The sequence below is a fragment of the Pseudomonas sp. IT-347P genome, from assembly GCF_949768005.1.
Taxonomy (GTDB): Bacteria; Pseudomonadota; Gammaproteobacteria; order Pseudomonadales; family Pseudomonadaceae; genus Aquipseudomonas.
Genome location: NZ_CATKPQ010000033.1, coordinates 327,918 through 340,333, shown reverse-complemented (window position 1 = coordinate 340,333; position 12,416 = coordinate 327,918). Strand labels below are relative to the sequence as shown.

The following is a 12,416-nucleotide window of genomic DNA, read 5'->3' as shown; positions in this document are numbered from 1 at the left end:
ACACGTGCGGGCCAGATTATGCCCGCACGCCTATGGCTTCAAGGTACGCAGGAGATAAAGTTCATACAAGTGTTTAATCCCGCAGCAGCACCGGGTGCGACGCTTCGCCGCTCAGCGGTCGTTGCAGAGCACTCCAGACCAGCCGCAACAATTGATACACCGCCAGAATCGATACCGCGACAAAGAACAGCAGGCTCCACTCCGGAATGCTCAGGTCGAACAACGTCCAGGAAATTTCCGCACAATCGGCGCCGCCACTAAACATCCTTTGCAGTGCACAGATCCACGGCAGACCACCGAGCAATGTTTCGGGAGCCGGCGTGCAATTGAGCAACTGCAACACCGGATCGCTCTGTATCAGTACCTGCCGCCAGGCCGCCGTGGTGCCACCCAGGCTCGCACCCAGGGTCAACAGCCAGTAGAACCACAACCCGACACGCTTGGGGCCATGCACCGCCGCCAGACCGCTGCAGACACACAGCAGGGTCAGGAACAGGCGCTGCACCAGGCACAGGCTGCAAGGCGTCAGCCCGACGGCATATTCAAGATAATAGGAAGCTCCCAGAGCAAAGGCCCCCGCAGTGAAAGCCATGAAGAACAAGGAGCGTGAGCAGGCCAACGACATGGCTTTTCCGTAACAGTAGAGACAGACGGTTACGGTAGAGGAAAGCGTGTCAGCCTTTCAAGGCAAGGTCCTGCCGACAGTTCACCAGAGGTGTAGGGAAAACCCGACAGGTTCGAGAGGAATTAGTGTAGTCCTCTGTAGGACTTTGCCTCAGACGCTCACTGAAGTTGAAATTTCAGCCACAAAAGTCAAGCAAGGGAGCGAACTCCCTCGCCTGTTCAAGCGTGAGCCGGAACCGGCAGCGGCGCGGCCAGCAGGCGTTCGTCCAGCAGGCCCAGGCCTTCCTGGAACAACTGATTGCTGCGCTCGGTATCGCCCAACTGAGCGAGCAGGCGCGCCAGTTCCGCACAGGCCTCGGGATTGCGCTGCACTCGCAGGCTGCTTTCCAGATAATCCCGCGCCTTGCCCCACAGACTGGTTTGCAGACACAGTCGGCCGAGGGTCAACAACAAGCTCGGATCGTTCGGATGATCCTTCAGCCAGCCTTCAGCGGTTTGCAACTGACGGGCCGGATCGCTGCCGCGTACCAGACCGTAGAGACGGGCCAGATGGCTGTCGTACTGACGCTTGAGAGCGGTGCGCAGCACTTCTTCGGCCTCGACCTGAGCGCCCAACTGCCGCAGCTGTTCGGCATAGGCCAGCACCAGCGGCGGCTCCTGGCGTTGCGCCGAGGTCAGTTGCTCCCAGGCGCGCGTGAGCGACTGCAAACCCACGCTTCCATCCTCTTCACGCTGCGCCGCCAACGACAGGTTTTCACCCCAGGCGCGACGCTCAAGTTCGGCCAGTTCCGCGCGCGGCAGAACTTTGTCCTTGCGCAATTCCGGCAGCAGACGAATCACCGCCGACCATTCGCCGCGCTGCTGATACAAGCGCTGCAACTGGCGCAGTGTCTGCGCATTGTGAGGGTGGCGATCATGCATCGCTTGCAGGGTCACCAAGGCACCGTCGGTGTCGCCGCGGTCAGTCTGCAACTGCGCATGGCTCAGTGCGATGGCCAGCTCCGCCTGGGGCTGACGCTCAAGTGCACGCTCCAGCAACCGATCGCACTCTTCGTAATGACCTTGCTCGTTGGCCGCACGGGCAGCACCGAGGTAGTACAGCAAAGGCTGGCGCTCGGCTTCAGCCGCTCGAGACAAGTGACGCTGAGCGCTGGCCCAGCGACCTTCGGCCAGATCCAGTTGACCGTGCTCGATCGCCACCTGCACGCGCCGACTGCGATTGCGCCGCGACCATGGGTTGACGACGCCACTCGAGGTCATGACCAGCTCGACCAACGCCTTGATGCCCCAGATCAGCAGCCACAATACTGCGATCACCGCCAGCGTCGCCCACAGGCTCGACTCGTAGCGGAAGCTTTTGTAGGCCACCAGCACGTAACCGGAATGCTCGGCAACCGCCAGCCCCAGCGCCGCCGTCGCAGCGATCACCAGAAACACGATCACATACAGGCGTTTCATGGCGTGCTCTCCTGCGCAGTGTTGGCGGCAGGTTTGGCGAAAGGTTTCACCGACTCTTCGGCATTGACGTTGCGCCGCTCAAGATAGGCTTGCACCGCACTCAGCGTGCCGGCCAGATCAGGCGTGGTGACCGTGACCGGTTCCTTGCTCAACTCACCGACCTGTTCGAGCATCACTTTGCTTTGCGGATTGTCCGGGTTGAAATTGCCCTTGAGCACATCGCGCGCCTCAGCCAGCGCCTGGGTGTAGACCGGCGCCTGACCGTTGAGCGCTGCCCACTGCGCCTGCTCAAGCGCAAGGCTCAGGGCCAGACGCACCTGACTCAGGCTCTGCCCGGCCAGCAGCGGCCGCACATTCTTGTCGGCATTGAAATCGATACGGATGTAGCGCGAGACCTGATCCCACCACTGCGCCCAACGATTGGCGCCATCACCGTCGGCGGTCAGGCCCAGCAGCGATTCGCCGCGATCCTTGTACTCCGGCGCCAGTTCAGTGAGGTCGATGACCTGATCACGCAATGCACCGAGACGCAGGAACAGACCGGTACGATCCGGTTGCGCCGTACTGCGCAGCGCGACGAGGGTTTTCGCCACTTGCTCGCGGGCGGCGAAGGAGCCGGGATCGTTTTGCTCGCGGAGGATTTCGTCCGCGCCCTGCACCAGCGCCTGAGCGCTGCTGATGTCCTGCAGCGCCGACAGGCGCAGGCTGGCCAGCCGCAGCAGATGCTCGGCCTCAGCCAGACGCCAGTCCTTGCGGCTGGCACCGAGGACCGTTTCCAGGCGTTGATTGAGCCGCTGTTGATCGCCCTGAAGTTGCGTCACCAGACGCTGGCGTTCGGCAAGTTCGTCGGCACCCGGCAGCTGCGCGAGGCGCTCGGTCAGACGCTGCTCGTTGAGCTTCAGGCTCTGCGCCTGATCGTTCAATGCCTGCACCTGGCCCGACTGTTGTTGCGTATTGGTCTGCAGGTGACGGACCTGCCAGACACCCCAGCCACCGATCGCGACACCGGCGGCGCCGAGCAACAAGGCGACGATGGCCAATCCATTGCCTCGACGCGGCTCTGCGGCCGGCGGTGGAGTTTCAACCTGGGGTTCAATCACAGGCTGGGCATCATCTTTTGGCAAGGCTGTTTCGCTCACGTATCCATCCTTTGCATTAGAAAACGGGTTCGGGATGCTCCCGCAACGCCGTCAGCAAAGCCGCGGCACTCGCGCCGCGGCAATCCACAACTGTTTGAGCCCCGGCGGCACGTGCCAGCTCGGCGACCCTTGGGCTTGGTACAAACAACGGCAACGGCGCGATGCGCGGCCAGGCAGCGCCGGCCATCTGGCGCAGGTGCTCGAAACCCTGTCCACTGCTGACCACCAGCCCGTTCAAGCGTTCCGCTGCGATCCGCCGCAGCAGCGCATCCGGGGCATAGGCTGGCAGGTCGCGTCGATACAATTCCAGATACTCGACACTAGCACCTAGCTCACGCAAACGCTCGGCGAGCAGTTCACGTCCGCCCTCCCCGCGCAGGATCAACACCTGCGCACCGGGATGGCTGACCGCCTCACGCAGACGCGGTAATCGCAGCAATGCTTCGCTGTCATCGCCAGCCTCCGGAAAACTCGCGTCCAGTCCGTGATCGCGCAAAATCTGCGCAGTCGCCGCGCCGACACTGAACCAGGGCATCGTCAGCGCAGACGAGTCGCCGAGCAGATCCACAGCAATTCGCGCTGCCGGCTTGCTGACCACTATCACTGCGCTGCAGGCTGAAAGCCGCGCCATCGCCTGACGTATTTTGTCAGAGACCGGCAGCGGAGCGATTTCCAAAAGCGGCAGACAACTGCTGAAAATCCCCTGCGCGGCCAACGTTTCGGCCAGCGCCGCACAGTCTTGCGCAGGGCGCGTCAGCAGCAGGCGCCAGCCGGTCACTCGTGACCAGCCTCGCCGTAAACCGCTTTGAGAATGTCGTCGGCACCTTGCCCAAGCAGGTCTTCGGCGACCTTCACGCCCAGTGTTTCGGCATCCGCACGTGGCGCACGCGCCTCGGCGCTGAGCAGCTTGCCGCCACTCGGATCACCGACCAGACCACGCAGCCACAACTGCTCGCCTTCGAGTACGGCATAGCAGGCGATCGGCACCTGGCAGCCGCCATTCAAATGTTTGTTGAGAGCACGTTCAGCGGTGACGCGCGACGAGGTGTCGGCGTGATGCAGCGGTGCGAGCAAGGCGTGGATTTCGCTGTCGGCGCTGCGGCATTCGATGCCGACTGCACCTTGGCCACCGGCCGGCAGGCTGTCGTCAACACTGATCGCCGAGGTGATGCGATCTTCGAAGCCGAGGCGGATCAGACCGGCCGCCGCGAGGATGATCGCGTCGTACTCACCGGCATCGAGTTTGGCCAGACGGGTGTTGACGTTGCCGCGCAGGAAACGGATCTGCAGGTCCGGACGACGGGTCAGCAATTGCGCCTGGCGGCGCAGACTTGATGTGCCGACAATGCTGCCCGCGGGCAACGCCTCCAGGCTTGCATAGGTATTGGAAACGAAGGCATCACGCGGGTCTTCACGCTCACAGATGCAGAACAGGCCAAGGCCCTCAGGGAAGTCCATCGGCACGTCTTTCATCGAGTGCACGGCGATGTCGGCCTCGTTCTCGAGCAGTGCGGTTTCCAGTTCCTTGACGAACAGACCTTTGCCGCCAATCTTCGACAGTGGCGAATCAAGCAGCTTGTCGCCGCGACTGACCATGGGCACCAACGTCACCAGCAGGCCCGGATGGGCCGCTTCCAGACGGGCTTTGACGTATTCGGCCTGCCAGAGGGCCAGCGCACTTTTACGGGTGGCGATGCGGATTTCGCGAGGGGACATGGATCAATCCGTACTGAATAGATACGGCGGATAATAACAGCTCAGCCAAATCCACTTTGACTTGAATCAGAGTCGGCGCGGCCTCCCTGGCCTGCAATGCCCGGTAAAAAGGAACTGGGGTCGCCCGGAGTGACCAGGTTACAAGCCCTGCATCATCTTGCGCACACCGGCCACGTGCCGACGGCTGACGATCAGCGCATCACCATTGAGCCCTTTGAGGAACAGCTGAAAATGTCCCAGCGGCGTGCGTTGCAAACGCTCGATGCGGTCACGAGCGACCAGCGCGTTGCGATGGATACGCACGAAGCGCTCGCCGAATTCGTCTTCGAGGGCTTTGAGCGGCTCGTCCAGCAGCACTTCACCGGCCTCGTGGCGCAGGGTCACGTATTTGTGGTCGGCGATAAAATAGACCACCTGATCCAGCGGGATCAGTTCGATGCCTTTGCGGGTGCGGGCACTGATATGGCTACGTGGGCCGTTGCCACTTTCAGCAGCGGGACGGGTCAGGGCCGAGAGTTGCGCCCGATTGGGACGTTCAGCCCGTTTCAGGGCGTCATGCAGATGTTCGGTTCGCACGGGTTTCACCACATAGCCCACGGCGCTGGCCTGCAGGGCTTCCACGGCAAATTCATCGGGGCTGGTGCAAAACACCACGGCCGGCGGCGTTTCGCGTTCGCACAGACGGGCAGCCACCTGCAGGCCATCGAGGCCCGGCATGCGGATATCGAGCAACACGATATCCGGCTTGTGGCTGTCGATCAGTGCCAACGCCTCATCGCCATTCGTGGCGCCGGGCTCCAGAACTGTATAACCCTCGAGCTCGCTCACCATTCGGCTGAGGCGCTCGCGAGCCAGTGGTTCGTCATCAACGATCAGGACATTCATATTGCGCTGGATTCCTGCGTGAGTCTCGCACAAGGATAGCGTAGACAGGTGAAGTGACGTCCGTCACCGCGATCCACGCTAAGACTAGCCCGAGCGCCAAAAAGTGCCGTACGTCGGCCAGCAATATTTGCCAGTGTCCGGGTCGTACTGCTCAAAGCCCGCTGTTTCCTGCGTTTTTCACGGGGAATGCCGAAGGACAATTACACCCACCCCTCTTCTTATAGTCGGCGGCCAGACCTTTGCGCGATCCGCAGCCGCGTCGACCCTTATGTCCAACTGTAGACGCTCGTCGGGCTCATATTGCTCAATCGAAAAATATCGTTGCGCAAAACGCCCGTGGCCAGTGCTGACTATGGCGCACACAATGAGAAAAAAACGTATCGACCAGTGTCAGCGACAGGATTGGCAACCCTGTTATTATCCGCGCCAGCGTTTCACGCCTTTTTTCTTCAAGCCGATACGAGCGAATTCATGAGCACTGACAAGACCAATCAGTCCTGGGGCGGCCGCTTCAGTGAACCCGTCGACGCCTTCGTCGCCCGCTTCACCGCCTCCGTCACTTTCGACCAGCGCCTGTATCGCCACGACATCATGGGCTCGATCGCCCACGCCACCATGCTGGCCAAGGTCGGCGTGCTGACCGATGCCGAGCGCGACAGCATCATCGATGGCCTGAAGACCATTCAGGGTGAAATCGAGGCCGGCCAGTTCGACTGGCGCGTCGACCTCGAAGACGTGCACATGAACATCGAAGCACGCCTGACCGATCGCATCGGCGTCACCGGGAAAAAGCTGCACACCGGCCGTAGCCGTAACGACCAGGTCGCCACCGACATCCGCCTGTGGCTGCGTGACGAAATCGACCTGATCCTCGCCGAGATCACTCGTCTGCAAAAAGGTTTGCTGGAGCAAGCCGAGCGCGAAGCGGCGAGCATCATGCCTGGCTTCACCCACCTGCAGACCGCGCAGCCAGTGACCTTCGGCCACCACATGCTGGCCTGGTTCGAAATGCTCAGCCGCGACTACGAGCGTCTGGTCGACTGCCGCAAGCGCACCAACCGCATGCCACTGGGCAGCGCCGCGCTGGCCGGCACCACCTACCCGATCGACCGCGAATACACCGCGCAACTGCTGGGCTTCGACGCCGTGGGCGGCAACTCGCTGGACAACGTCTCCGATCGTGACTTCGCCATTGAATTCTGCTCGGCCGCGAGCATCGCGATGATGCACCTGTCGCGCTTCTCCGAAGAGCTGGTGCTGTGGACCAGCGCGCAGTTCCAGTTCATCGATCTGCCGGACCGTTTCTGCACCGGCAGCTCGATCATGCCGCAAAAGAAAAACCCTGACGTGCCGGAGCTGGTGCGCGGCAAGACCGGTCGTGTCTTCGGCGCCCTGATGGGCCTGCTGACCCTGATGAAGGGCCAGCCGCTGGCCTACAACAAGGACAACCAGGAAGACAAGGAGCCGCTGTTCGACGCCGCCGACACCCTGCGCGATTCGCTGCGCGCATTTGCCGACATGATCCCGGCGATCAAACCGAAGCACGCGATCATGCGTGAAGCGGCGCTGCGAGGGTTCTCCACCGCGACCGACCTGGCGGACTACCTCGTACGCCGTGGCCTGCCGTTCCGTGATTGCCACGAAATCGTCGGCCACGCGGTGAAGTACGGCGTCGACACCGGCAAGGATCTGGCCGAGATGAGCCTGGAAGAATTGCGTCAGTTCAGCGACCAGATCGAGCAGGATGTGTTTGCCGTGCTGACCCTGGAAGGTTCGGTGAATGCCCGTGATCATATCGGCGGCACTGCGCCGGCGCAGGTCAAGGCTGCTGTGGCGCGCGGTCAGGCACTGATCGCCAACCGCTAAAAGCCAAAAGCTTCGCGAGCAAGCCCGCTCCCACATTTGGATTTATGCCGTACACAGAATCTGTGACCGACATAAATCCCCTGTGGGAGCGGGCTTGCTCGCGAATACGATCTTCAGAACAGCAAAAAATTTATTTCTTGGCCGCGATCATCGCCAAAAACGCCGGCATTGCCGCTTCCTTGTCCACTCCAATCTTCTGCACATGCGGATTCTGCTCAAGTCGCTCCAGCAGCGCCTTCGCCTGTGGCATCTGCGCCAGCAAATCTATCCCGAACAACTTCTGCCCGACCGCACAGGCCAGCGGCACACTGTAGAGAAAGTACAAATCCGCGATGCTCAGGCGCTCGCCCGCCACATACGGGGCGAATTTGCCGTGCCGCCCCAGCGCGGCAAAACCCAGCAGCAATTCGGTCCTGGTCTTTTCCTTGATCGCCTCCGGCAGGGTCATGCCGAAAAACGCTTCGCCATAACAGGCGCGGCCCGGTAGCTCGATGTACAACTCGATTTCCTTGGCAATCGCCAGCACTTGCGCGCGCTCGAACGGATCGCTCGGCAGCAGCGGCGTGCCTTTCTGGGTCTGTTCGAGGTATTCAAGGATGATTGCGGTTTCGTTGATAAAACCGCTATCCACCCCCAGCACCGGCACTTTGCCGCGCGGGCTGATGGCCAGAGATTCCGGGGTTTGCGCCGGATAGAACGTCACCTCTTCGAACGGCAGGCCTTTTTCCAGCAGCGCCAGTTTGACCATGTTGTAGTAGTTGCTGACTGAGAATCCGTAAAGCTTGAGCATCACATAGCCTCCAGGCCGTGCGGGGTGGGCAGTGCCTGTTTATAGATCGCTCAGGCGTTTCCCGCCAGCAGCATCACGCCGCTGAATGCGGGTAAACTGGCGCCTTTCCATGAGGAGCCTGCCATGAGCGAGCCGACAGACATCGACAACGACGAAGAAGAGTTCACCGAGGCTACTTTGATCGAAGCCATCGAGAACCAGATCGAAAGCGACAACCCGCCAGCGGCCAAAGCGACTTTCAACAAGTTGACCCTTGTGGGCGTCGAGCGCGAAGAGATCCTCAATCTGATGGCACACGTGCTGGCTTACGAGATTGACGCGATGCTCGATGAAGACCGCGCGTTCAATACCGAATGGTACGAAGCGGCGTTGCGTGCATTGCCAGAACTACCACCGGAAAAGCAGTAACCCCGATCCTGTAGGAGTGAGCCTGCTCGCGATAGCGTTCTGTCAGTGAAGAATATGCTGACAGGCACTGCGCTATCGCGAGCAGGCTCACTCCTACAATGTTTGTAACGTATCCATCCGGCCAACTCCCGGGCCCCGACTACACTGGAATCCGCCTCAAGACAAAATCCCTGATCTGAGCACTGGACATGCCGCAAAAGCGGGTTCACCTTAGGGGCGCTGTCGTCCAATTCCTAGAAAGTCTGGAGTCCTTATGTCGCTTACCCCTGAGTTGGTTGCCGAACTGGAAGTCCTCGCACTCTTCAACCTGGACAGTTCCCAGGAAGGTTTGAAAATTCATCAGACCGCTGCCCCGAAACACATTGCCGCCGCCCAACGCCTCTTTGAAAAAGAACTGACCGACCAGCCCGATGGCGGCTATCTGACCAGCCTCGGTCGCGATGCTGCACAAAATGTGCAAACCGTGCTGACCATTCTGAGAGAGCAGGAAACCGCCTGATCCCCCTGACTTTGCCCACGGGAACTCCTGCCACGGGATTTCCGCGGGCTTACCCTGCCGCCCGCGATAGCAATCTTACGTCAAACAACAAATTCAGCTAAAAGTCCGGCTGCGCTAAGGCTAAACTGCCTCCCATTCCGAGACCCTCTACGTCCGAGCCTGCGAGCCGGTTTGAGCTGACATGACGCGCACCCACGAAATCCGCCCCGACCTGGACGAAGGCATCGACCGCAAGGTACTCAGCCAACTGCGCGCGCGTTTTCTCAAACTCAATGAAGGCCGGCTCGGCCGCGCCCTCGAAGGCTTGTCGACCCGCCAGCAGAGCGTGTTGACGTTGTTGCCGCTGTTCTTCCACGTCAACCATCCGCTGCTGCCGGGCTATGTCTCGGGCAGTACACCGGCCGGCCTGTCGAATTACGAGCCGGACGCCAACACCCTCGCCGAAGCGCAGCGCCTGACCCGTTCGTTCGCCTACAAACCGCGCCACGGCAGCAATCCGCCGCGACCGATTCACGGCCTGTTCCTGATGGGCAGCCTCGGCACCCTGGCGCAGGCCGATCAGAGCGACATGGACGTGTGGGTCTGCCACGCACCGGATCTGAGCGAAAGCGAACTCGCTGAACTGGGCAAGAAATGCCAGTTACTGGAAGCCTGGGCGGCGAGCCAGGGCGCTGAAGCACACTTCTTCCTGATTGACCCGGAGCGCTTCGTCAAAGGCGAGCGCGACGCCCAGCTCAGCTCGGAAAACTGCGGCACCACCCAGCACTATCTGCTGCTCGACGAGTTTTATCGCACCGCCATCTGGCTGGCCGGGCGCACGCCAATCTGGTGGCTGGTGCCGGTTTACGAAGAAACCGCCTACGACCTTTACACCCATACCCTACTGTCCAAGCGCTTTATCCGGGCCGACGAAACCCTCGACCTCGGGCACTTGGCGACCATTCCGCCGGGCGAGTTCATCGGCGCCGGATTGTGGCAGTTGTTCAAGGGTATCGAGTCACCGTACAAGTCGGTGCTCAAGCTGCTGCTGACCGAGGTCTATGCCAGCGAACACCCGCATGTCCAGTGTCTGAGCCTGCGTTTCAAGAAAGCGGTGTTCGCCAATCAGCTGGATCTGGATGAACTGGATCCGTACATGGTCGTGTACCGGCGCATCGAGGAATACCTCACAGCACGCAATGAGCCGGAGCGGCTGGAACTGGTCCGCCGCGCGCTGTACCTGAAGGTCAACCGCAAGCTCACCGGCAATAGTCGCACCCAGAGCTGGCAACGCTCGTTGCTGGAACGGCTGGCCAGCGAATGGCATTGGGATCAGCGGCAACTGACGCTGCTCGACAGTCGCAGTCAGTGGAAAGTGCGCCAGGTCAGCGCCGAACGCCGCGCGCTGGTCAATGAGCTGAACTACAGCTATCGCTTCCTGACCCAGTTTGCCCGCACCGAACAGACGGTCAGCCTGATCAACAAGCGGGATCTCAATGTACTCGGCCGCCGACTCTATGCAGCCTTTGAACGCAAGGCCGACAAGGTCGAGTTCATCAACCCCGGCATCGCTCCGGATCTGGCTGAAGACACCCTGACCCTGGTGCAGTCGCGCAACAAAAAGGAACCGGGGCAAACCCAGTGGGGCCTGTATAACGGCAGCCTTACCGCGCTGGAGTGGGAACATTTCGCGCCGATCAAGCGCAGCCGCGAATTGCTTGAATTGCTGACCTGGTGCCACCGCAACGGTGTGATCGACAGCAGCACACGTCTGGCCCTGCATCCCGGCACCAGCGACCTCAGCGAATTCGAGCTGTTCAACCTGCTCGGCAGCCTGCAACAGTGCATCGCCTTGCCCTTGCCCACGGTGGCCGAAGAGCCGCTGCTGCGCGCCGCAGTGCCGAGCGAAGTGTTGATACTGATCAACGTCGGCGTCGACCCGCTGAAACATCACCGCGACCTGAACATCCTGATGACCACCGAGCGCACCGACTCGCTGAGTTACGCCGGCGTGCGCGAAAACCTTGTGCTGACCCTGGATCAGGTCACGCTGAACAGCTGGAACGAAGTGCTGGTCAACCGCTTCGACGGCCCGCACGCGCTGCTCGATTGCCTGCGCGATTACCTCAACAACCTGCCGCGCGGGCCGTTGCAGCCATCGTTGAAGGTGCGCTGCTTCTGCCACAACCGCGCGCAGTTCATTGCCCGCCGCGTCGAGGAAATCATCGACACCGCGCAGAACCTGCTGCTCAGCGAGTTGAACCATCGTTACCTGATACAGGTGCAGCAGCACTATCACGTGTTGGAGTTGGTGCCAGGCCAGGTCAACCATGTCGCGCTGGCCACCCTGCCGGCCCTGCTCGATTACCTCGGCGAAGAACAGCCGCGTTACAGCCCGCTGCATCTGGATCCGATGGCGCTGGAAGATCACGACCTCGCATTGATCCTGCCGATGGGTCAGCCGGAGTGCATTCAAGTGTTCTACCGGATCATCGAGCAGCAGGCCGAGTTATACGTATTGGATGAGTTCAACGCGCTGTGGCAGCAACATTTGCCCTATCACGACGAGCAAAGTCTGTTGGTACCGTTGCAGCGTTTCCTGCAATCGATCCTGTTCCGCCGCGAAGCCGTGCTGCCGATGGACGCCGGTCCCGATGCCCGCCTCGAAACTTTGTATTACCAGTTATTGCCTTCCGGTCCGGGGCGCGCACGACGAGTCGAAGCGCGACCAGCACCGCAGACGCCGGTAAACAAGCCGTTCTACGACGTACAAGCGATCGTCGGCAAAGCCGCACCGGGCGAAGTGCAGGTCACCCTGTATTGCAATCAACGAGAGTTCAGCGAGCTGGAACATGGCGACCAGCTGTTCAGCGTGGTCGCCCGGGAAATCGTCGAGCAGCGCCGCGACAGCGAACGCTATCGCTGCTACATCACCGACCTCGACCTTTCTGGCCTGCTCGGTGACGGGCAGAGTTCAAGCAATCTGTATCTACGCTACAAGGCTGACCTGGAACGCGCCCTGAACGAAGCGCTCGAACAGGTCTGAGGCGGG

The 12,416-nt window shown here is 61.0% G+C and carries 11 protein-coding genes and 1 pseudogene; 4 read left to right on the top strand and 8 right to left on the bottom strand.

The window, feature by feature from the left end; all coding sequences use genetic code 11:
* Window positions 1–73 precede the first annotated feature (73 nt).
* The 7 genes and pseudogenes from ACM6IV_RS14340 to ACM6IV_RS14310 all read right to left on the bottom strand — a co-directional run.
* Window positions 74–625, bottom strand: a complete 552-nt coding sequence (locus ACM6IV_RS14340; protein WP_414870483.1) for a disulfide bond formation protein B — start codon at window positions 623–625, stop codon at window positions 74–76.
* A 218-nt stretch (window positions 626–843) separates the two neighbouring features.
* Entirely contained in the window at window positions 844–2,082 is a 1,239-nt protein-coding gene (locus tag ACM6IV_RS14335) for a heme biosynthesis protein HemY (protein WP_414870482.1), read from the bottom strand.
* On the bottom strand, window positions 2,079–3,221 hold the full coding sequence (locus ACM6IV_RS14330) for a uroporphyrinogen-III C-methyltransferase (RefSeq protein ID WP_414870481.1): 1,143 nt from the start codon (window positions 3,219–3,221) through the stop codon (window positions 2,079–2,081). The genes ACM6IV_RS14335 and ACM6IV_RS14330 overlap by 4 nt, the downstream gene beginning before the upstream one ends.
* A gap of 16 nt (window positions 3,222–3,237) precedes the next feature.
* Entirely contained in the window at window positions 3,238–3,999 is a 762-nt protein-coding gene (locus tag ACM6IV_RS14325) for a uroporphyrinogen-III synthase (protein ID WP_414870480.1), read from the bottom strand.
* Entirely contained in the window at window positions 3,996–4,937 is a 942-nt protein-coding gene (gene hemC / locus ACM6IV_RS14320) for a hydroxymethylbilane synthase (RefSeq protein ID WP_414870479.1), read from the bottom strand. Before hemC ends, ACM6IV_RS14325 begins: the two co-directional genes overlap by 4 nt.
* Before the next feature lie 138 nt (window positions 4,938–5,075).
* The gene (locus tag ACM6IV_RS14315; RefSeq protein WP_414870478.1) at window positions 5,076–5,822 is read right to left on the bottom strand and encodes a LytR/AlgR family response regulator transcription factor; all 747 of its coding nucleotides are present in this window, start codon (window positions 5,820–5,822) and stop codon (window positions 5,076–5,078) included.
* Window positions 5,819–5,959: pseudogene (locus ACM6IV_RS14310) on the bottom strand (sensor histidine kinase); the annotation flags it as partial. The pseudogene ACM6IV_RS14310 and the gene ACM6IV_RS14315, both read right to left, overlap by 4 nt.
* A 334-nt stretch (window positions 5,960–6,293) precedes the next feature.
* On the opposite strand from ACM6IV_RS14310, the gene argH reads away from it, so the two are divergent.
* Window positions 6,294–7,688 (top strand): argininosuccinate lyase, encoded by a 1,395-nt coding sequence (argH, locus tag ACM6IV_RS14305; RefSeq protein WP_323166929.1) that lies wholly within the window; start codon window positions 6,294–6,296, stop codon window positions 7,686–7,688.
* 130 nt (window positions 7,689–7,818) lie between these two features.
* On the opposite strand, the gene ACM6IV_RS14300 is transcribed toward argH, so the two are convergent.
* Window positions 7,819–8,478, bottom strand: a complete 660-nt coding sequence (locus ACM6IV_RS14300) for a glutathione S-transferase family protein (RefSeq protein WP_414870477.1) — start codon at window positions 8,476–8,478, stop codon at window positions 7,819–7,821.
* A gap of 123 nt (window positions 8,479–8,601) precedes the next feature.
* On the opposite strand from ACM6IV_RS14300, the gene ACM6IV_RS14295 reads away from it, so the two are divergent.
* From ACM6IV_RS14295 to ACM6IV_RS14285, 3 genes are all read left to right on the top strand, one after another.
* Window positions 8,602–8,886, top strand: a complete 285-nt coding sequence (locus ACM6IV_RS14295) for a hypothetical protein (protein ID WP_007911108.1) — start codon at window positions 8,602–8,604, stop codon at window positions 8,884–8,886.
* 253 nt (window positions 8,887–9,139) lie between these two features.
* Window positions 9,140–9,385, top strand: coding sequence for a TIGR02647 family protein (locus ACM6IV_RS14290; RefSeq protein ID WP_039757399.1), 246 nt, complete (start codon window positions 9,140–9,142; stop codon window positions 9,383–9,385).
* A gap of 181 nt (window positions 9,386–9,566) precedes the next feature.
* Window positions 9,567–12,410, top strand: a complete 2,844-nt coding sequence (locus ACM6IV_RS14285) for a class I adenylate cyclase (protein ID WP_414870476.1) — start codon at window positions 9,567–9,569, stop codon at window positions 12,408–12,410.
* Window positions 12,411–12,416 lie beyond the last annotated feature (6 nt).